Genomic DNA, 21,463 nt, shown 5'->3' on the forward strand with positions numbered 1-21,463 from the left:
CACGCCTTGGCCGACGAGCCGTCAAACCTGGTCGACGCCGCCAGAAACGACAGGGCCCGCTGCCGGAGCAGCGGGCCCTGTTTCGATACCGGCCGCGATTAGGAGAACGGGTTGCGCAACACGATGGTCTCGTTGCGATCGGGCCCCGTCGAGATGATATCGATCGGCGTGCCCACTTCCTGTTCGAGAAAGGTGATGTAGGCGCGGGCATTGGCCGGCAGATCCTCGAGTCGACGAGCACCGATCGTCGACTCGTTCCAGCCCGGCAGGTCGTGATACACCGGCTCGATCACCTCGTAGCCTTCGGAGTCGACCGGATTGTCGATCGTCTCGCCGTCCTTGCTGCGATAGCCAACACAGACGCGGATATTCTCGAGGCCGTCGAGCACGTCGAGCTTGGTCAGGCAGATACCCGAGACCGAGTTGATCTGCACCGCGTGGCGTAGCGCGACCGCGTCGAACCACCCGCAGCGGCGCGCACGGCCGGTGGTCGCACCGAATTCGTGACCCTTCTCCGCCAGATGGCGGCCGAATTCATCGAACAGCTCGGTCGGAAACGGGCCGGAGCCGACACGCGTCGTGTAGGCCTTGGTGATGCCCAGCACATAGTCGAGATAGAGCGGACCGACGCCGGAACCGGTCGCCGTACCACCCGCGGTGGTATTGGAACTGGTCACGTAAGGGTAGGTGCCGTGGTCGATGTCGAGCAGCGAGCCCTGGGCGCCTTCGAACAGAATGTTCTCGCCCGACTTGCGGAAGTCGTGCACCAGCGAGACGGTATCGCATACCATCGGGCGCAGTTCTTCGGCGAAGGCCATTGCTTCGTCGAGCACTTCCTGAAAATCCACCGCCGGCTCGCCGTGATAGCGGGTCAGCACGAAGTTATGGTAATCGAGCACTTCGCCGAGCTTCGAGGCAAAGCGCTCGCGGTGGAGCATGTCACCGAGACGCAGCCCGCGACGTGCGACCTTGTCTTCGTACGCCGGGCCGATACCGCGTCCCGTCGTGCCGATCTTGGCCACGCCGCGCGCCTTTTCGCGCGCCTGGTCGAGACGCACGTGGTACGGCAGGATCAGCGGGCAGGCCGGTGACAGCCGTAGACGCTGGCGGACCGGTACGCCCTTGTCCTCGAGCTCCTTGATCTCGTCGATCAGCGCTTCGGGGGACAGCACGACGCCGTTACCGATGACGCAAGTCTTGTCATCGCGCAGCACGCCGGAGGGGATCAGATGAAGCACGGTCTTCTGACCGTCGATCACCAGCGTATGGCCGGCGTTATGGCCGCCCTGAAAGCGCACCACCGCCGCCGCGGACTCGGTCAGCAGGTCGACGACCTTGCCCTTGCCCTCGTCGCCCCACTGCGTACCCAATACGACTACGTTCTTGCCCATTGCTCTCGTCTCTTGATCCATTCGTCGCGATCGAATCGCATCGCGGCAGCGACTCGGCGCCACCACCGTCTCAACCTGACTGTCTCGACTCAGCCCTTACGGGCCCGCCGGCTCAGCCCAGAGGCCGCGTCCACCACTCGCCGTCCTCGCGGACGAGATGACGGTTGCAGCGATGTGCCCCGGGGCCGGTATGCTGCCCCGGCAGGGCCTGAATGACACGTTCACCCTCGGCGCGGAGACGATTGATGACCTCGTTCAAGGCCGAATCCTCGTCCGCCGGCGCCCAGATGCCGTCGTTCGGCGGCTCGCGCTCGGCAAGCGTCGCCAGCTGTTTCAGATCCATCGAGAATCCGGTCGCCGGCCGCGCCCGCCCGAAGGCCTGACCGGTATCGTCATAGCGTCCGCCCTTGGCCAATGCCTGACCGTAGCCGGGCACATAGGCGGCAAACACCATGCCGGTGTGATACTGATAGCCGCGCAGTTCGGCCAGGTCGAAATAGACCGATACCCCGGGGTGCTCGCTGACGACTCCACGATGCAGCCGCACCAGCTGATCGAGGGCCGCGCCCACCGCAGCAGGTGCACCGGCCAACGCCAGCCTGGCCTGTTCCAGGGTTTCCGCGCCCCCGTGCAGTCGCGGCAGTTCGCAGAACATCCGCGCCAGCGCGGGGTCGCTCACGTGGGTCGCGACGAGCTCGTCGACCTGCTTGTAGGCCTTGCGCTCGATGGCATCGAAGAGTGCACGCTCGACCGCTTCGTCCCACTGCGCCTCTCGTGCCAGCTCGCGGTAGATGGCGATGTGACTCAGCGCCAGGTGAATCTCGCCAGCGCCGGCCGCCTCGAGACCGGAGAGCGCCAGTCGCAGCACTTCGATGTCGGCATCGAGCCCGGCGTGGCCGAAAAGTTCGACACCGACCTGCATCGGGCTACGCCCGCCCTGATGCTTGTCGGCCTGCGCCCTCAGTACGGTCGTGCAATAGCACAGTCGCACGGGGCCCTGGCGCTTCAACGAGTGCGCGTCCATCCTCGCCACCTGCGGCGTGACATCGGCACTCGCGCCCATCATGCGGCCCGTCAGCTGATCGGTCAGCTTGAATGTCTGCAGATCCAGATCGGTGCCGGTCCCGGTCAACAGCGAGTCGAGAAACTCCACGGGTGGTGGCATGACGAGGTCATAGCCCCAGCGGTCGTACAGGTCGAGCAGAGTCCGCCGCAGCTCCTCCATCCGGGTTGCCTGCGGCGGCAGCACTTCATCCATGCCGTCGGGAAGCAACCAGCGGTCAGCGATCGTCATGAGCCTGTCCTGCCAAGCGGTAAGTCGGTAATGATCGAGGGCAACACCCGGGCGGCGCCATTCTCGGATAGTCCAAGTCGAGCGAATCGCAGGCGGCCTGCCAGCCGTCGCCACACAAAAAAGCCGGGAGATGACCCGGCTGCGCGATGGTATCACGAAAAGCCCACGGAGAAATCCCGCGGGTCAGGTTTTGAATCGGTCAAACGCCATCCGCCAATGAAAGCGACCGCCCGGAGGCGGTCGCAGTGAGTCAAGGCGTGGCGGCACTCGCCGCGGCGCCAGGCTCGGGGTTCTTCAGATAGCGGAAGAAGTCGCTGTTGTCGGGACTCAACACCAGCAGGTCCTTGCCGCTGCCGTCGAAGCTGTCTCGGTAGGCCTGCATCGAGCGGTAGAAGCTGAAGAAGTCCGGGTCCTGCTGATAGGCGCTGGCATAGATCTTGGCCGCCTGCGCATCACCCTGACCGCGAGTGGTCTCGGCTTCCTGTCGGCCGCTGGCCAGAATTTCCTGGCGCTGACGATCGGCATCGGCACGAATCGCTTCGGCCTGCTGAGAGCCTTCCGCACGGTAGGTCCGCGCAGCCTGCTCACGCTCCGAGTTCATGCGCTCGTAGACCGCCTGGGTGACCTCGGTCGGCAGCTCGATACGCTTCACGCGAATGTCGAGAATGTGCACGCCCAGTTCCTTGCGCATCGCCGCATCGAGTTGCTGCACCGGCTCGACCATCAGCTCCTCGCGTGCGCCCTCGACCGTGTCGGCTGCCTTGTCACCGCCGGGCAGCTGCTTGTCGTTGCTCTCGGCCGCGATACGTTCCTGGATGATCGACGACATCTGGGTCTGGCCGAACTTGTTACGCAACGCCTCGTCGGTACGCGGCGAGATCAGATTTTCGGCGACCTGAATGTTGCCTCGCGTGGCTTCATAAAACTGCTGCGGATCCGCAATCTTCCATTTCACGAACGAGTCGACGATGACGGCCTTGGAGTCGGCGGTCAGATAACGCGTGGCACTGGAGTCCACTGTCTGCACCCGCGTATCGAAGATCCGCACCGTGTTGAACACCGGCAGCTTGAAATGCAGACCGGGCCCGATATCGTTCTCGATCACCTGACCGAAGCGCAGCTTGATGGCACGCTCGGTCTCGTTGACGACGTAGAAGCTGGCGCTGGCGAACCACGCCAGCAGCGCCAGGATAATGACGCCGATCAGGGCACGATTGTTAAACATTAGCGGCCCTCCCGCAGGCTGGAACTACGCGAAGACGACTGCGAGCTACTGCTGCTGTTCATGTGATCGACCACCTGCCGGGAAATCTGTTGGAGCTCCTGCATGCTCATCGAGGAACTGGCGCTTCCGCTCTTGCCGCCGCTCTGCATCTGATTGAGCGGCAGGACCGTGACGGCATCGCTGTCGCCCAGATCGACCAGCGCCTTGGGCGTATTACTCAACAACTGGCTGATCGTCTCGAGGTAGAGTCGCTCACGCGTGACGTTTGGCGCCTGCTGATACTGGCCCAGCAGAGACTGGAAGCGGTTGGTCTGACCGGTCGCGTCGGACACCGCCGCCGCCTTGTAGCCCTGCGCTTCCTCGACCAGGCGCTGCTTCTGACCTTTCGCCTCGAGCACGACGGCCTGGCTGTAGGCATTGGCCTGGTTGATCAGACGCTGACGTTCTTCGCGGGCACGAATGACGTCATCGAAAGCGTCCTGTACCTGATCCGGGGGCGAGGTGGATTCGACGTTGACCGTCTGCAGGCGCAGCCCGGTGCCGTAGGCGTCCATGTAGGCACTGAGGCGATCGAACACTCGCTGCCCCAGACGATCACGACCCGTGGTCAAGATCTCCTGCAGCGGCATGTTGCCGACCTCCTGCCTCAGTGCCGAGTCCATCGCATTCTGCAGCGTCATTTCCGGTTCGTTGACGTTGACGAGAAACGCGTGGGCATCGCTGACCACGTACTGCGCGGACACGCTGACGCGTACGATATTCTCGTCACTGGTCAACATCGAATCGGTCTGGTTGGCCGAACGGATACTGGTGACGTTGACGTTTTCGACGTGGTCCACGATCGGCGGATTCCAGTGCAGACCGGGGTTCAACGTCGTGGTGTACTTGCCGAAGCGGAACACGACACCGCGCTCCGACTGATCGATCAGGTGGAAACCGGAGCCGGCCCAGATCACCAGCGCCACGATGACCACGAGGATTGGCAGCACGAACGGATTGCGCTTGCCACCGCCGCTACCGTCACCGGTGCCACTGCGCTTGCCACCGCCCAGCAGACGATTGATGCGATCCTGAAATTTCTTCAGCGCTTCATCGAGGTCCGGCGGTCCCTGGTTCTTGCCGCCGCGGTTGTTACCGCCGTTGCCGCCGTTGCCGCCGTTGCCACCATTTCCCCCCGGACGACGGCCCCCTCCGCCACTCCACGGGTCCTGCTGGTTGTTGCCACCACCTGGCTCATTCCAAGCCATACCTATTCTCCACTGATGCAGTCAAAGCGTTGCGTCGGACGACACGCGCGCCACGCGCGAGTGCGACCGTCGGGCATGGAGAGCACGCGCCAGAAGGCGCCGTGGCAATGGCAGGCAGCGCACGCACTCGTCATCGAATCGTGGACACCCTGCACTTTTCGCGGCCGTCGGCCGGACCGCGAAACTCCCCTGCGATTATTCCTTGCTTCAGACCCGCTCTCGTTGCTGTCAGACCCGTTCCCAATCGGCAATCGGCGTCTGTTCGTGAGCGGGCAAATAGTCTTCTGCGCTTTCGCCCAGGCGAGCCATCATCTGCATAAACTCCCGCCGGGGCAAGCGAATCTCCAGGCAGGAACGGCCGCGTTCGTCGAAATCTTCCTGTCGCACGGCCTGCAGTTCATGCAGTGCCGCTCGTAGTCGACCCTGCTCGGGCGTCAGCGTCAAGCGGATGTCCAGGATATCGTCCGCCAGCCATTCGCCAAGCGCGTCGCCAAGCAGCTCCAGCCCTTGCTGGTTGCGCGCCGAGAGCCATACCACCTGCGGCCGCCCCTGATCGTCACGCTCGATGCGTGGCGAGGTACCCAGCAGGTCGATCTTGTTCATGACCAGCAGTCGCGGCACGTCGTCGGCATCGATCTCGGACAGCACCCGGTCGACCTGGTCCACGTTGAGCTCTCGGTCGGGGTCGGCGGCATCGATGACATGCACGATCAGGCTGGCTTCGGTGGCTTCCTGCAGCGTGGCCCGGAAGGCCTCCACCAGTTTGTGCGGCAGGTGACGAATGAACCCGACGGTATCCGCCAGTACGACTTCGCCCACGTCCGGCACCTCGAGGCGGCGAAGCGTCGGGTCGAGCGTGGCAAACAGCTGATCGGCAGCGTAGACCTCGGAGGACGTCACGGCGTTGAACAGCGTCGATTTACCCGCGTTGGTGTACCCCACCAGCGAGACGCTCGGCACCTCGGCGCGCGCCCGCGCACGGCGGTTCTGGTCGCGCTGCTTGCGTACTTTCTCAAGGCGCTTGTGAATCGACTTGATGCGAGCGCGCAGCAGCCGGCGGTCGGTCTCGAGCTGGGTTTCACCCGGACCGCGCAGGCCGATCCCGCCTTTCTGGCGTTCGAGGTGGGTCCAGCCGCGCACCAGGCGCGTCGACATGTACTCGAGCTGAGCGAGTTCGACCTGGAGCTTGCCTTCGTGGGTCCGCGCACGTTGCGCGAAGATGTCGAGAATCAGCCCCGTCCGGTCGAGCACGCGACAATTCAGCGAGCGCTCGAGATTCCTCTCCTGTGACGGAGACAGGGCGTGATTGAAAATGACCAGTTCGGCGTGATGGGCCTCGAGCGCCGCCTTGACGTCGTCGAGCTTGCCGCTGCCGATGAAGGAGCGAGGATCGGGACGACGCCGGCTGCCCTGGATCAGGGTCGCCGGCACCGCTCCAGCGGAGCGCACCAGTTCCAGGAGTTCACCCGGATCTTCGCGCTCCTGCTCGTCCTGAAAGTCCACATGGACCAGAATCGCCGTTTCGCCGGCGTCGGGACGTTCGAAAAACAATCACTACCTCTCGATCAATTATCGAGTCCGGGCGCAGCGTTGGGGTCCTGCGGCGGCAACCGGACGTTACGTGACGGCACTACCGTCGAAATGGCGTGCTTGTAGACCATCTGGCTCACGGTGTTGCGCAGCAGGATCACGAACTGATCGAAGGACTCGATCTGCCCCTGCAGCTTGATGCCGTTGACGAGAAAAATGGAAACCGGGATGCGCTCCTTGCGCAGAATGTTCAGGTACGGGTCCTGAAGGGACTGTCCTTTGGACATGTTGCTCTCCCTAATAATGTTATGAGTCGTGCTGTTTTAGTTGAGCGAAGATTCGTCCTGAATCGGCATCATATGGCGACGCTGGCGGCCGCTTACAACCCTTGTGACGAAGCCCACCATCTTACGCTAACTCCCATGGTCACGCACGATTTTCGCGATTCGCTCCAGCGTGTCCGGTGCACTGCTGTCGACCCAGTGAAGCCCGGGCCAGCGCCGCAGCCAGGTCAGCTGACGCTTGGCCAGTTGCCGGGTCGCTGCGATGCCCCGCTCACGCAGCGTTTCGCGATCGTACGCGCCCTCGAGGAATTCCCACGCCTGCCGGTATCCGACGCATCGCATCGATGGCAGATCCGCGTGAAGGTCGCCGCGCTCTCTCAATGTAGCCACTTCCTCCACGAATCCTCCAGCCAGCATCGCATCGAATCGATGCGCGATGCGCTCGTGAAGCACGGACCGTTGCGCGGGTGCGAGAGCTATGGACAACAGTCGCCACGGAAAGTTTGCCGCAGCCTGACGCTGCCAATGGACCGAGAGCGGCACACCGCTGAGACGGTAGACCTCGAGCGCGCGGACGAGGCGCTGCCGATTGCGCGGGTGGATGCCCCCGGCAGCAACCGGGTCGACGGCCTCGAGCTCGGCGTGCAGGACCTCGAGCCCTTCGGCTTCGGCGCGACGCTCGAGCGACGCGCGCAGCGACGGATCGGCAGGCGGCATATCGGCCACACCCTCGATCAGCCGTTTGGCATACATCATGGTCCCGCCCACCAGCAGCGGAACCCCGCCGCCAGCGCCGATAGCCGCCATCTCCTCGAGGGCATCGTGACGAAATTCGGCGGCCGTGTAGCTCTGCGCAGGGTCGCGGATGTCGATCAGGCGGTGCGGCGCCCGCGCCAACTCCTCGGCAGACGGCTTGGCGGTGCCGATATCCATGCCGCGATAGATCATCGCCGAATCGACGCTGATCAGCTCGGCGCCGAAATCATCGTGCAGTGCCATGGCGCTATCGGTCTTGCCCGCGGCGGTCGGGCCCAGCAGCATGATCGCCAGCGGACGGGAATCGGGTTCGTGGACGGGGGGCACGCGATCATTGACCTCTGAGAAACAGCTTGTCGAGCTGGCTCATCGACATCTCTGTCCAGGTCGGCCGCCCGTGGTTGCACTGACCGCTGCGTTCGGTGCGCTCCATGTCGCGCAGCAGCGCGTTCATCTCCGGCAGCGTCAGCAGGCGATTGGCGCGCACGCTGCCGTGGCAGGCCATGGTGCTCAGCAGCTCGTTGATCCGGGTTTCCAGACGGTCGGAGCGGCCGAACGCCTCCAGGTCGGCGAGCATGTCACGAATCAGCGGCTCGACGTCGCCATCCGCGAGCAGCGCCGGCACCTGTCGCACCAGCAGCGTTTCCGGCCCGGCGACATCCAGCTCGACGCCGAGCTTCTCGAATGCCTCGCGCTCCGCTTCCGCGACGTCCGCCTCGGCGGCGCTGACCGCCATCGACAGCGGCACCAGCAGCGGCTGGGCATGCAGCGCGCCGCCATGAATCTGCTGTTTCATGCGCTCGTAGACAATGCGCTCGTGCGCCGCGTGCATGTCGACGATCACCATGCCGCGCTCGGTCTGCGACAGGATATAGACACCGTGCAGCTGCGCGACGGCGTAACCCAATGGCGGCGCCTGCGTTGCGTCGGCTTCCGGCATCGTCGCGACCGGCGCGACCGGGCGCTCGCGTAGTGCCACCTCGGCCGCCTCACCGCCGGGACTGGCAGCGGCGCCGCCTTTAGGCGTCAGCAGCATCGTCTCGTGATCAGGATGCAGCGCATGATAACCGGCCATGAACTCGCGAATGCGCTGCGCGGGCGGGCGCTCGGCGCCTGACTGTCCGGCGTTCCCCGCATACCCACCTCCTGTATAACCACCACCTGCATGGCCGCTGGTTCGATCCGCCAGCGACATGCGCTGCTGCTGCCAGGCGGGCTGCTCTGCCGCCGGAGAAGCACCCTCTGCGCCGGTTTCTGCCGACGGCGAGCGTATCGCCTCTTCCTCACCCGCCTCTCCAGCGTTGGGCTTCACCGCCGCCAGCGCGCGATGCAGACTGGAGAAGAGGAAATCATGCACCAGACGGCCGTCACGGAAACGCACTTCGTGCTTGGTCGGATGGACGTTGACATCGACGACGCGCGGGTCGAGCTCGAGGTAGAGCACGAACACCGGATGGCGGCCGTGAAACAGAACGTCTCGATACGCCTGGCGAATGGCGTGTGCCACCAGCCGATCACGAACGATGCGCCCGTTGACAAAGAAATACTGCTGATCGGCCTGCGCGCGCGAGTGTGCGGGCAACCCGACCCAGCCCCAGAGGCGCAGCCCCGATGCCTCCAGATCCAGATGCAGCGACTCGTCGAGAAATCGCTTGCTCAGCAGCGAGCCGATACGTCGCTCGCGACCGGCCTGATCCTCGGCCACCGCCGGTAGCTGGTGTACCACTTTCTGGTTGTGCTTGAGCAGCCAGGTGATATCGAACCGCGATAGCGCCAGGCGTCGAAACGCCTCCTCGACGTGGCCGAACTCGGTCTTTTCGGTACGCAGAAATTTGCGCCGCGCCGGCGTGTTGAAGAAGAGATCACGCACCAGCACCGAGGTACCGCGCGGATGGGGCGCCGGCGTCACCCTCGGCTCCATCTGGCGCCCCTCTGCGACGACACGCCAGCCGCCATCGGGGCTTTCCGACACGTTGGAGATCAGTTCCAGCCGCGACACCGAGCTGATCGAGGCCAGCGCCTCGCCGCGAAAACCGAGACTCACGACATCCTCGAGATCATCCAGCGACGAAATCTTGCTGGTCGCGTGCCGCGAGAGTGCCAGCGGCAGATCGCTCTCGTCGATGCCGATGCCGTCGTCGCGAACGCGGATCAGCCGGGAGCCACCGGACTCCAGTTCGACCTCGATGCGCCGGCTTCCGGCATCAATGGCGTTCTCGACGATCTCCTTGACCACCGATGCGGGACGCTCGACCACTTCGCCGGCGGCAATCTGGTTGGCCAGCCGGGGATCGAGAATGCGGATGCGGGCTGATTCGGTCATCTCGGTCTCCCTCTCATCGTTGGCGGCCTCATGGAATCGTCAGTACCTGGCCCACGCGCAGAATATCGGTATCCATGCCGTTGGCCTGTTTCAGCGCCTTCATGCTGATGCTGTGGCTGGCCGCCACCTGAGACAAGGTATCGCCCGGCTGCACGCGATATTCATCACCGGCGCCGCCTCGCCCCTGATCGCGCTGCCACGCGAGCAGGCTGGAGGGCGGCGGATGCTGTCTGAAGTGCGCCACGATGCCGGCGTAGATCGCTTGCGCCAGCTCCGCCTGGTGTGACGAGGATTTGAGCGCGCGCTCCTCGCGTGGGTTGGAGATGAACCCGGTCTCCACCAGCAGCGAGGGAATATCCGGCGATTTCAGCACGACGAACGCGGCCTGTTCGACGCTCGACTTGTGCAACTTGTTGACCCGACCCAGTTGATCGATCACCTGAGAACCGGTGGCGAGCGAGTCGTTCATGGTCGCGGTCATGGTCAGATCGAGCAGCACGCCGCGCAGCACCTCGTCCTTGTCATCCAGGCTCAGGTTGCCGTCGACGCCACCGATCAGATCCGACTGGTTCTCGTTGACAGCCAGCCAACGCGCGGTCTCCGAAGATGCGCCATGCTGCGACAGCGCATAGACCGAGCTGCCGAAAGGCTGGCTGCTGCGCACCGCGTCGGCGTGAATCGAGACAAAGAAGTCGGCTTTCTGCTGTCGCGCGATCAGCGTGCGCTGACGCAGACCGACGTAATAGTCGCTGTCACGCGTCAGGAAGGCCTTGAATCCGGGAGTTTGATCGAAGCGCGCCTTGACCTTGCGTGCGATCTGCAGCACCACGTCCTTCTCGTGCGTGCCTCCCGGACCGGACGCCCCCGGGTCTTCCCCGCCATGACCAGGGTCGACCGCAATGATGATGTCGCGTTTCGGGTGCGGCTGCGCCTCGACGGTCGCGGCAACCTCTTCGGCCTGCTCGGGCTTGCCCTCGGCCACGGCCTCGGTCTTCGCCCGCTGCGCGGCGATCTCCTGATCGCGAATCATCGCCTCGATCGGGTCGATCGGGTCCTTGACTGCGCTCTCGCCGGGATATTCGAGATCCACCACGAGCCGGTCGCTGTACTGCTCGTTGGGCGCCAGCGTGAAGCTCTGCGGCACGACGCGACGGTTGACGTCGAGCACGACACGCAGGCCGCCGCTCTCGCGCACGCCGGTGCGCACGGCATCGATCGCGCTGTCGTCCAGATCGAGCGCATCGACGTCGAAGTCCAGATCCGCGCCATCGAGATCGATCACAACCCGGTCGGGGTCATCGAGCGTGAAGACGTTGGCATTGACCGGCCCGGACATGTCGAACACCAGACGCACGTGGTCCGGCGCCGACCAGAGCCGCATGTTATCGACGTCGACCGCCTGTGCCGGCACCGCAATGCCGAGACATCCCAGCACGGTCAACGGCCAGCGCACCCAGCGGCGGCATAAAACGCGGTGCAGCCCGCCAAGCGCCATCGACAACAGGCACTGCAACCCGATCATCATGGATACCAGCCACTGCTCGACTCGACAGTGATCGTCAGTTACCGACATTCGTCGCCCTGCTTTCAACATGCATCATCCTTGTCCGACGGTACTTCGCGAAGCGACGCCGGTAGCCGACTCAGTGCGGCCTTTCCGTGTTCCGTGTGCGGCACCGCCCATGCCTGACGCCCGCTGCCTTCGAGCCTCAGGTGCAGTTCGATATCCGGCTGCGGCAGCCAGCCCGCACCCCGGCTCGACCATTCGATCAGGCTCAGCGCCTCCGGGCTCAGCATGTCTCTCGCGCCCATGAATTCGAGCTCTTCCGGATCGCCGAGTCGATAGAGATCGAAATGGTAGATATGGTGCGGACCGAGCTCGTAGGGCTCGACCAGCGTGTAGGTCGGGCTCTTGACGGCGCCTTCGTGGCCGTAGGCGCGAAGAACGCCCCGCGTCAGCGTCGTCTTGCCTGCACCGAGTTCGCCGATGAGGTGAACCTGGCCGCGCCCTTCCAGGGCGTGACCGAGATCGGCACCGAACGTGACCTGCGCAGTTTCATCGTCGAGAAAGATCGGCATGGCGGGGCTGACTTCAAGGGTTGGCCAAAAGACGCGCATAGGATGCCAGATCACTGGCGAGCAGGCCACGCTCACCGCCGTCGGCCGCGGCGGCATCGGCCGCCAGCGCATGAATCATGACGCCGATCCGCGCGGCCAGATCGGGCTCGCCCAGCTGGCCGAGCAGACCGGCGACGATCCCCGTCAAGGCATCGCCCATCCCGCCGCTCGCCATCCCGGGATTGCCGTATGGGCAGAGCTCGAGTCGCTCGCCGTCGGTGATCAGCGTGCCCGCGCCCTTGAGCACGACCGTTCCGCCCCAGCGCCGCTGCAGCGCGATCACCGCGCCGCGGCGGTCGCGCTGCACCTCCGCCGTCGAGCAGTCGAGCAGACGAGCGGCTTCGCCGGGATGCGGTGTCAGAACCCAATCGTCACGTCGGGTCCCCTGCCAGTGCTTCACCAGCAGATTGAGCCCGTCGGCGTCGACGACACAGGGCTTGTCGGCCGAGAGCACGCTGGCGAGCGCCGCCTCTCCCCACGCGCCGCTGCCGATGCCCGGGCCGACCGCGATGACGTTGGCTGCTTCGATCATCGGTGCCAGATCCGGGGCGCCGCGCACGCCGCGCGCCATGATCTCGGGAAACCGGGTCAGGCTCGCCGCGACATGGGCGGCATCGGTGGCCAGGCTGACTTTACCGGCGCCGACACGGGCAACCATCTCGCTGGTCATCAGCGCGGCGCCGCCCATGCCCGGCGCGCCGGCGACCACGAGCACGTGACCGTGGGCGCCTTTATGACTATTGGGCGTGCGTCGCGGCAGCGCCTGCCGCAGCCACGTTCGATCCTGCAGCCAGCCCACCGGCCGAACGTCGGCAACGTCGAGCGCGCGGGTCCCGAGCGCGTCGTGGATCACATCCCCCACCACATCCAGCGCCGCACCGGTGTGCAGCCCCGGCTTGTCGCCGATGAACGTGATCGTGATCGCCGCGTTAACGGCCGCGGCCAAGATCTCGCCGGTGTCGACATCGACACCTGAGGGCACATCGATCGCCAGCACCGGCCGCTCGGCGGCATTGATCTGCTCAATGGCGGCGGCGAACGGCTCGCGCGGGGCGCCTGTCGCCCCTGTGCCCAGCAGCGCATCGACGATCACCTCGCCGTCGAGCGTGAGCTCGTCATGCCAGGCGACGGGCTCGACACCGGCTTCCGCGGCCAGCTCCGCCGCTCGCCGCGCGTCGCCAGCGAGCGAATGTACGGGCTTCAAGGCGATCAGATCGACGGCCAGACCGTCCGCAGCGGCCAGTGCCGCGACCACGTAGCCATCACCGCCATTATTGCCGCCACCGCACAGCACGCAGAGACGCCGCGCCTGGGGCCAGCGTGCTCTCAACAGCTGGTACGCTGCTTCGCCGGCACGACGCATCAGGGCGAAACCATCGCTTTCGGCGGCGATGAACCGCCGCTCCAGCTCTCGCACCTGTTCGGCCAGATATAGCGGGTGCGCTGCGGTCAAGGTGGCCATGGAGACTCCTGTCATGAGAAATGAAAACGCGAGCACGATCGAACCGGAACGCCATGTCTGGCGCATCGAGCGCGGGTTGCGGAGTAACATCTATCGTGTGATGCGACACTCATGATGTAGGGTAGCGCACCCGACGACGACGACGCGTCTTGCCACTGCCTTCTTGCCACGCCTTCTCGATGCCCGATCCCGACATGCCCCAGCGACCGACACTCGATCTCGACGACCTCGCCGCACGGCTCAAGCAGTGGGGGCGCGAGCTCGGCTTTCAGGCCATCGGCATCACCGATACCGACCTGTCGACACACGAGCGCTATCTCGAGCGCTGGCTCGAGGCCGGCCATCACGGCGAAATGGATTACATGGCGCGCCACGGCACCAAACGCACCCGCCCGGAGGAACTGGTGCCGGGTACGCTGCGGGTGATCAGTGCGCGCATGGACTATCTCCCGCCGGAGGTCGAGACCACGCGCACGCTGGGGCAGCCGGAGAAAGCCTACATCTCGCGCTACGCGCTGGGCCGCGACTACCACAAGCTGATCCGCAAACGACTCGATCGTCTGGCCAGGCAGCTGCAGGCGGAGATCGGCCCGGTCGGCTACCGCGCCTTCGTCGACTCGGCGCCGGTCATGGAACGGGCGCTGGCGCAGAAGGCCGGGCTCGGATGGTTTGGCAAGAACGCCATGCTGCTGGATCCGAAGGCGGGTTCGCTGTTCTTTCTTGGCGAGATCTATACCGACCTGCCGCTGCCGGTCGATCCGCCTTTCGAGAGAGAGCACTGCGGCTCCTGCTCGAGCTGCCAGACGGCGTGTCCGACCGATGCCATCGTCGACGACAAGGTGATCGACTCGCGCCGCTGCATCTCGTATCTCACCATCGAGCTGCACGGCAGTATCCCGGTCGAGTTCCGGCGCGCCATGGGCAATCGCGTCTATGGCTGCGACGACTGCCAGCTGTTCTGCCCTTTCACCCGCTTCACACGCGCCAGCCACGAGCCCGACTTCGCGCCGCGCCACGATCTCGATCGCGCCGCGCTGGTCGACCTGTTCGCCTGGAGCGAGTCCGAATTTCTCAAGCGCACCGAAGGCAGCCCGATCCGGCGCATCGGCTACGAGCGCTGGCTGCGCAATCTGGCTATCGGTCTCGGTAACGCGCCCTGGAGCGAGGAGGTCGAGCACGCCCTGCGCGCCCGCCTTGCCTACCCTTCGGACCTGGTCCGCGAGCACGTCAGATGGGCGCTCGCCGAGCAGCGCAACAAGCATGCGGCGCGAATCGCGACGGCTTGACGCTCGGCGACAGCCAGCAGGGGCGCGTTAAGGCGCCAGCTTGAGGAAGGTTTCCCGGTAGTGCTTGAGCTCGGCGAGCGACTCGCGAATGTCGTCGAGCGCCTGATGCGTGTTGCGCTTGGTGAACCCCTTGGCGGCGCCGGGGTTCCAGCGCTTGGCCAGCTCCTTGAGCGTCGAGACATCGAGATTGCGGTAGTGGAAGAAGTCGTTGAGCGCCGGCATCTCGCGTTCCATGAACCGGCGATCCTGATGCACGCTGTTGCCGCAGACTGGCGACGTGCCGGGCTGGACGTAGGTGGCCAGAAACTCGAGCGTGCGTCGCTCGGCTTCCGCCGTACCGATGGCGCTTTCGCGCACGCGCTCGATCAGGCCAGATTCGCCGTGCGTCTTCTGGTTCCACTCATCCATGCCGTCAAGCAGCGCATCGGCCTGCTTCACGGCGAGCACGGGACCCTCGGCCACCAGATTGAGCGCATCGTCGGTGATCAGCGTGGCGACTTCGATGATGCGCTCCCGGTCGGGATCGAGCCCGGTCATTTCCAGATCGATCCAGACAAGCAGATCGCTGCGCGGCGAGGTGGCGGGTGACGACATGATGAACTCCGGTTGCGTCGGCGATCGCCCGCTCACGATCGATTGGCGGGCGGACACGACGAGTCAGTAAAGCTACAATGCCGGCCATTCTACCCCCGACTCACGAGCGATGAGCAAACGCCGACCATGAGCCGACGCAAACTGACCCGACAGCAGCGCTGGCGCGTCGAGAAGATTCAGGCGGAGCGCGCCGAACGCGCCGAACGTAAGGACGCACGTGACAGCGAACGCCTCGACGCCGGCGAATACGGCCCCGAGCGGGGCGGGCGCATCGCCGCGCACTTCGGCCGCACGCTCGAGGTCGAGGCGCTCGGCGATGACGGCGAGTTCAGCCGCCACCGCTGCCACCTGCGCGCCAACCTGGAAGGCCTGGTCACCGGTGACCGCGTGATATGGCGCGCGGCCAGCGACAGCAGCGGCGTGGTGGTCGCCCGCGGCGAGCGCGAGAGCGTGCTCGAGCGACCCGATGCCCAGAGCCAGATGCGTCCGGTCGCCGCCAACCTCGATCAGATCCTGATCGTCATCGCCGCCGAACCCGTCCCTCACCCCAACCTGATCGACCGCTACCTGGTCGCCGCCGAGAATACCGGCATTCCACCGGTGATCGTGCTCAACAAGAGCGATCTGCTGCCCGCCACCGGCGGCGAACTGCGTGCCCTGCTCTCGCGCTACGCCATGCTCGGTTACCCGCTGATCGAGGCGTCGGCCAAGGGCGATCACGGACTCGATGCCCTTCACGCGCAGCTGCGCGGCAAGACCTCGGTGTTCGTTGGCCAGAGTGGCGTCGGCAAATCCTCGTTGATCGACCGGCTACTACCGGAAGAGACACTGCGGATCGGCGCGCTCTCGGCGGATACCCGCAAGGGCAAGCACACCACGACGACGGCGCGCCTCTACCCGCTGCCCGAGAACGGTGAGCGCGGCCGCCCACGTGAGGGCGATCTGATCGACTCGCCCGGCATCCGTGAATTCGGCCTCTGGCACCTCGACGAACAGCAGATTGCCGACGGCTTCATCGAATTTCGCCCCTTCCTCGGCCGCTGCCGCTTCCGCGACTGTCGGCATCGTGGCGAACCCGGCTGTGCGCTGCTCGGCGCCGTCGAGCGCGGCGAGATCCATCCCGAACGCTTTGCCAGTTTTCAACGCATTCGGGATGACGTCGCCAACGCCTGAACGCGGCCGCTCGTCCTGCCTTGCAACAACGAAAATCGCCGCGTCGAGACGCGGCGATCCTTTTCAAGCCTTGGCGATGGCTCGACTACCCACCTTAAGACCAGCCGAGCGAAGATCAATCGGGGCAAAAAGCGGCGAGAAGACGGAGTTTACGTGTTGGTAAATGAGTACTTCGAGCCGCTTTTTAACGAAGAGTGATCGAGCACAGGCTGTCTGGATCACCCCTCGAACAGCATCAGGATGGATAGGAAGAACAGCACCCACATCGCCGGGCGCACTTCGTGCGACTTGCCGACGCCGACCTTGACCACCACGTAGGTCAGAAAGCCGAACACGACCCCATGAGTGATCGAGTAGGTCAGCGGGATCAGCAGCATGGCCACGAACGCGGGGATTGCATCGTCGTACTGCTGCCAGTCGATGGTGCGGATCGGCGAGAGCATGAAGACACCGACCATGATCAGCGCAGGCGCCGTGGCGATGGCCGGGACCAGTGCCAACAGCGGCGAGAGGAAGAGAAACGGCAGGAACAATAGCCCGGCGACGACCGCCACCAGTCCGGAGCGGCCACCCTGACTGATGCCGGCGGCGGATTCGACGTAGGCGTTGGCCGGACTGGTTCCCAGCGGTGCGGAGATCAGCGCCGACGCGGCATCGACCATCATCGACCGGCGGATATTGCGCGGCTCACCGTGCTCATCCAGCAGGTTCCCCGCCTGACACACGCCGATGAACGTCGACATGGCATCGAAGAAGGTGGTGAAGAGAATCACGAAGATGAACGGCCAGTAGCCGATCGACAGCGCGCCGAGAAAGTCGACCTGCCCCATGGCGCCGAAGTCCGGCCAGGCAAAGATGCCCTGGAAGTTGACCAGCGTCGCCGAGCCGGTCGGCGACATGGCGCTGGCATCACCCCACAGCCGCCCGATGGGAATGGCGATCAGCGTGGTGAAGACGATGCCGAGAATCAGGGCCCCCTGGAACCGGCGTGCGACCAGAATCGCGGTGACGCCGAGACCGACCAGAAAGGTGACCAGCGTCGGCGACATCTCGCCCAGCCCGACCACCGTCGCCGGATTGGAGACCAGCATGCCGGCATTGACCAGGCCGATCACGGTGATGAAAAGACCGATGCCGCAGGCGATGGCGTGGCGTAGCGTCGCGGGAATGGCGTCGACCACATAGCGGCGCACGTTGAATAGCGCCAGCACACCGAACAGAACCCCCGACCAGAACACGCAGCCGAGCGCCGTCTGCCAGGGAATGCCCGCGCCCATGACCATCGTGTAGGTGAACAGCGCGTTGATGCCCATGCCCGGCGCGACGAGAATCGGGTTGCGCGCATAGAGCCCCATCATCACGCTGCCGAAGAAGCTGATCAGCACTGTTGCCGTCAGCGCGCCGGCGAAGGGAACGCCGGCCCCGGAGAGAATCGAGGGGTTGACCACGATGATGTACATCGCCGCCAGGAAGGTGGCGACCCCGGCCAACACCTCGTTCTTCGGCGTGGTGTTCAGGTCACGGAGGGAAAACAGTTTGTCGAGCACGGAGTTATCTCCTGGACGGGACGATCGTTGTTGTTGGCGGTGACACGCTTGCTTCATGGATGCCGCGAACGAAACTGATGGCAATGGCGAGAAACGCAACCACCACATCGAACGCGGAGCGCTTCGTTTTGCCCAAGCGCCTTGCCATTTTGTATACAAGAACGATGACAATGAAAAGCCAAAAGTTGACTTATCGGTCAACTTTCTGGGCTCAGGCCGCCAAGCGGGACGCAGTATAACCAATGGCCGAGCGCTCTGGCAGGCCGCACACCTGACGCGCAACGGATGCCTGTGCCATCATCGTCACGAACAGGAGATCGCTGAAAGCGCGATAGCCGGTGTCCTGAGCAATGCCATGACGTCAGGCCCGGCTGATTGTCATCCGCCGATGCGATCCGACACCGCCAAGGAGAGATCCCATGAGTTCCGAGACGCCGCAGTTTCCGCTGATCCTCGAGCCCGGCATTCTGGCCGCCCACCTAGACGACTCCGACTTGATGATCGTCGATGTGCCGCTGAAGCCCGACAGCTATCGCGAAGGTCACGTGCCTGGTGCGGTGTTTCTCGATCACCGCCGCCTGCTCGCCGGCGGTGGCGACGTCCCCAACGATGTGCCGTCCGAAGAGGCGCTGAGCCAGCTCTTCTCGGAACTGGGCTTGACCCCGGAGACACATGTCGTTGCCTATGACGACGAAGGCGGCGGCTGGGCAGGAAGGCTTCTGTGGACGCTGGAGCTCATTGGCCATCGCCGATACTCCTACCTCAACGGCGGCATCCACGCCTGGCGCGCCGACGGCCACCCTACCACTACCGCGCCGAGCGAGCCGACGCCAAGCGACTATCAAGCCGAGATTCTCAATCCGCAGGTGCAGATTCGCCGTGAAGAGCTGCTGGAAAAAGTGGGATCTCGCGAGCTGGCGATCTGGGATGCACGCTCGGCAGCCGAGTATCAGGGCACGAAAGGCGACAACCGCAAACTCGGGCACATTCCCGGTGCGGTCAATTTCGACTGGCTGGATGTCATGGATAAAGATCGCGACCTGCGCCTGCGCGACTACGCTGAGCTCGTCTCTGAACTCGAAGCGCGTGGCCTGACAGCGGACAAGGAGATCGTCACCCACTGCCAGAGTCACCATCGCAGCGGCCTGACCTGGCTCGCGGCCAAGGCGTTGGGCTACGAGAACGTTCGCGCTTATCCCGGCTCCTGGAAGGAGTGGGGCAACCGCGACGACACTCCAGTCGAGAAATAGCCGCGAGCCGCGAGCCGCAAGCCGCAAGCCGCAAGCCGCAAGCCGCAAGCCGCGAAAATCAGGGTGACATTCTCTACGGAAGAGGCCAGCGAAGAATGTTGCTGGCCTCTCCGTAGCTCGCAGCTCGCAGCTCGCAGCTCGCAGCTCAGTGATTATCCCGCGGCAGATCCCAGGCGATGGCGCGGTATTTCGTTGCCGGTGACAGCGTCATGCCGCGATCCAGCGATTCGACCATGCAGCGCTGAATCTCCTGCCACGGCGTCTGATGATCACGATAGGGATAGCCGCCGCCGGCTTCGAGCCTGTTGCGCCTCGCCGCCAGCTCGGCATCGTCAACGAGCAGATTGGCTTCGCCTCGTTTGAGATCGATGCGAATACGATCGCCGGTCTCCAGCAGCGCCAGGGGGCCGCCGGTCGCAGCTTCCGGAGAGGCGTTGAGAATCGAGGGCGAGCCGGAAGTTCCTGACTGACGCCCGTCACCAAGGCAAGGCAGAGAGTCGATACCGCGCTTGAGGAGCGCTTGTGGCGGCTGCATGTTGACCACTTCCGCCCCACCGGGATGACCGACCGGGCCAGCGCCGCGCATCACCAGAATGGTGTTTTCGTCGATGCCGAGGGTCGGATCATCGATGCGGGCGTGATAGTCCTCGGAGCCATCGAATACAGCGACCTTGCCTTCGAAGGCGTTCGGGTCATCGGGGTTCGAGAGATATCGGCGGCGGAAATCATCGGAAATGACGCTGGTCTTCATCAGCGCCGAGTCGAACAGATTACCTTTCAGGTTGAGAAAGCCCGCGGCCTCCACCAGCGGATCGTTATAACGCCGAATCACATCGTCGTCCTGAGTCTCTCGACCTCGACAGTTTTCCGCGAGCGTTCGCCCGTTGGCGGTAATGGCATCGCCATGCAGCCGCCCTGCCCCCAGTAGCTCGTTGACGATGGCGGGTACGCCCCCGGCACGAAAAAACTCTTCGCCGAGATAGGCACCCGCCGGCATCACGTTGGCGAGTAGCGGAATATCGTGACCCAGGCGCTGCCAGTCGCCGTTGGTCAGTTCTAGCCCGGTGTGTCGGGCGATCGCGTTGATGTGGATCGGCGTGTTGCTCGAGCCTCCCAGCGCGGAGCAGACGACAATGGCGTTTTCGAACGCTTCCCGGGTCAGAATACGGCTCGGGCGCAAATCCTCCCATACCATCGAGACGATCCGCTCACCGGTCGCGTAGGCCGCCATCGGACGCTCCTTGTAGGCAGCGGGAATCATCGCCGATCCCGGCAGACTCATGCCCAGCGCTTCCGCCATCGAGTTCATCGTCGACGCCGTACCCATGGTGTTGCAGTGCCCGACCGACGGCGCGGAGTCGGCGATGCGGGCGAGAAATTCGGGATAGTCGATCTCTCCGGTCGCCAGTCGCTTGCGCAACTCCCAGACGATCGTGCCGGAGCCCACGCGCTCCTTGCCACGCCAGCCGTTCAGCATCGGGCCACCGGAGAGCACGATCGCCGGGATGTCCGCCGTGGCCGCGGCCATCAGACACGCCGGCGTGGTCTTGTCGCAGCCGGTGGTGAGGACGACGCCGTCGAGCGGATAGCCGTGAAGTACCTCGACGAGACCGAGATAGGCCAGATTACGGTCCAGCGCGGCCGTCGGCCGCCGTACGTTTTCATGAATTGGATGCAGCGGAAACTCGAACGGCACGCCCCCGGCCGCGCGAATGCCCGCCTTGGTCCGCTCGACCAGATCGAGATGGTGGCGATTGCACGGCGTCAGGTCGGAGCCGGACTGGGCAATGCCGATGATCGGCCTGCCGGAAGAGAGCTCTTCCAGCGTGATGCCGTAGTTCATGTAGCGCTCCAGACAGAGCGCCGTGGTACCGGCATGTTGGGGGTTATCGAACCACCAGCGCGAACGCAGTCGCTCCGGGGAAACGCGGGGTTGATCGGTCATGATGGCGTCGCTCGGCGCGGGACAGGAACAAGAGCACT

17 protein-coding genes are annotated in these 21,463 nt (G+C 64.6%); 3 read left to right on the plus strand and 14 right to left on the minus strand.

Annotated elements, in window-relative coordinates; all coding sequences use genetic code 11:
* Positions 1-98 precede the first annotated feature (98 nt).
* The 11 genes from IE125_RS14610 to IE125_RS14660 all read right to left on the minus strand — a co-directional run bounded on the left by IE125_RS14610 (position 99) and on the right by IE125_RS14660 (position 13,630).
* Entirely contained in the window at positions 99-1,391 is a 1,293-nt protein-coding gene (locus IE125_RS14610; protein WP_189445402.1) for an adenylosuccinate synthase, read from the minus strand.
* Positions 1,392-1,503: 112 nt separating this feature from the next.
* On the minus strand, positions 1,504-2,685 hold the full coding sequence (locus IE125_RS14615) for an ATP phosphoribosyltransferase regulatory subunit (protein WP_189445403.1): 1,182 nt from the start codon (positions 2,683-2,685) through the stop codon (positions 1,504-1,506).
* 250 nt (positions 2,686-2,935) lie between these two features.
* Positions 2,936-3,910, minus strand: coding sequence for a protease modulator HflC (gene hflC / locus IE125_RS14620; RefSeq protein ID WP_189445404.1), 975 nt, complete (start codon positions 3,908-3,910; stop codon positions 2,936-2,938).
* On the minus strand, positions 3,910-5,157 hold the full coding sequence (hflK, locus tag IE125_RS14625; protein WP_189445405.1) for an FtsH protease activity modulator HflK: 1,248 nt from the start codon (positions 5,155-5,157) through the stop codon (positions 3,910-3,912). The genes hflC and hflK overlap by 1 nt, the downstream gene beginning before the upstream one ends.
* 228 nt (positions 5,158-5,385) lie before the next feature.
* A complete protein-coding gene (gene hflX / locus IE125_RS14630; RefSeq protein WP_189445406.1) occupies positions 5,386-6,708 on the minus strand; it encodes a ribosome rescue GTPase HflX in 1,323 nt (440 codons plus the stop codon).
* Positions 6,709-6,722: 14 nt separating this feature from the next.
* On the minus strand, positions 6,723-6,974 hold the full coding sequence (gene hfq / locus IE125_RS14635; protein ID WP_035469968.1) for an RNA chaperone Hfq: 252 nt from the start codon (positions 6,972-6,974) through the stop codon (positions 6,723-6,725).
* 126 nt (positions 6,975-7,100) lie between these two features.
* Positions 7,101-8,012 carry a tRNA (adenosine(37)-N6)-dimethylallyltransferase MiaA gene (miaA, locus tag IE125_RS14640; protein ID WP_189445518.1) on the minus strand — a complete coding sequence of 304 codons (912 nt, stop codon included), beginning with the start codon at positions 8,010-8,012 and terminating at the stop codon, positions 7,101-7,103.
* Positions 8,013-8,058: 46 nt separating this feature from the next.
* Positions 8,059-10,050: a DNA mismatch repair endonuclease MutL gene (gene mutL, locus IE125_RS14645; RefSeq protein ID WP_189445407.1), complete on the minus strand. Its 1,992-nt coding sequence runs from the start codon at positions 10,048-10,050 to the stop codon at positions 8,059-8,061.
* A gap of 28 nt (positions 10,051-10,078) precedes the next feature.
* Positions 10,079-11,545, minus strand: coding sequence for an N-acetylmuramoyl-L-alanine amidase (locus IE125_RS14650; protein WP_189445519.1), 1,467 nt, complete (start codon positions 11,543-11,545; stop codon positions 10,079-10,081).
* Between the two features lie 92 nt (positions 11,546-11,637).
* The gene (tsaE, locus tag IE125_RS14655; RefSeq protein WP_189445408.1) at positions 11,638-12,129 is read right to left on the minus strand and encodes a tRNA (adenosine(37)-N6)-threonylcarbamoyltransferase complex ATPase subunit type 1 TsaE; all 492 of its coding nucleotides are present in this window, start codon (positions 12,127-12,129) and stop codon (positions 11,638-11,640) included.
* A gap of 13 nt (positions 12,130-12,142) precedes the next feature.
* Positions 12,143-13,630, minus strand: a complete 1,488-nt coding sequence (locus IE125_RS14660; RefSeq protein ID WP_189445409.1) for an NAD(P)H-hydrate dehydratase — start codon at positions 13,628-13,630, stop codon at positions 12,143-12,145.
* A 179-nt stretch (positions 13,631-13,809) separates the two neighbouring features.
* On the opposite strand from IE125_RS14660, the gene queG reads away from it, so the two are divergent.
* On the plus strand, positions 13,810-14,916 hold the full coding sequence (gene queG / locus IE125_RS14665; RefSeq protein WP_189445520.1) for a tRNA epoxyqueuosine(34) reductase QueG: 1,107 nt from the start codon (positions 13,810-13,812) through the stop codon (positions 14,914-14,916).
* 27 nt (positions 14,917-14,943) lie between these two features.
* On the opposite strand, the gene orn is transcribed toward queG, so the two are convergent.
* Positions 14,944-15,510, minus strand: a complete 567-nt coding sequence (orn, locus tag IE125_RS14670) for an oligoribonuclease (RefSeq protein WP_189445410.1) — start codon at positions 15,508-15,510, stop codon at positions 14,944-14,946.
* Positions 15,511-15,636: 126 nt separating this feature from the next.
* On the opposite strand from orn, the gene rsgA reads away from it, so the two are divergent.
* The gene (gene rsgA / locus IE125_RS14675) at positions 15,637-16,683 is read left to right on the plus strand and encodes a small ribosomal subunit biogenesis GTPase RsgA (protein WP_189445411.1); all 1,047 of its coding nucleotides are present in this window, start codon (positions 15,637-15,639) and stop codon (positions 16,681-16,683) included.
* A gap of 218 nt (positions 16,684-16,901) precedes the next feature.
* Here the strand turns inward: rsgA and IE125_RS14680 are convergent, their stop codons facing one another.
* On the minus strand, positions 16,902-18,287 hold the full coding sequence (locus tag IE125_RS14680; protein WP_189445412.1) for an NCS2 family permease: 1,386 nt from the start codon (positions 18,285-18,287) through the stop codon (positions 16,902-16,904).
* 362 nt (positions 18,288-18,649) lie between these two features.
* Here IE125_RS14680 and IE125_RS14685 point away from each other — a divergent pair, with 362 nt between their 5' ends.
* Positions 18,650-19,480: a sulfurtransferase gene (locus IE125_RS14685; protein ID WP_189445413.1), complete on the plus strand. Its 831-nt coding sequence runs from the start codon at positions 18,650-18,652 to the stop codon at positions 19,478-19,480.
* Between the two features lie 145 nt (positions 19,481-19,625).
* On the opposite strand, the gene IE125_RS14690 is transcribed toward IE125_RS14685, so the two are convergent.
* Complete coding sequence (locus IE125_RS14690) at positions 19,626-21,425, minus strand: IlvD/Edd family dehydratase (RefSeq protein ID WP_189445414.1); 1,800 nt, start codon at positions 21,423-21,425, stop codon at positions 19,626-19,628.
* Positions 21,426-21,463: the final 38 nt, after the last annotated feature.

Source organism: Salinicola rhizosphaerae, assembly GCF_014652715.1.
GTDB classification, from domain to species: domain Bacteria; phylum Pseudomonadota; class Gammaproteobacteria; order Pseudomonadales; family Halomonadaceae; genus Salinicola; species Salinicola rhizosphaerae.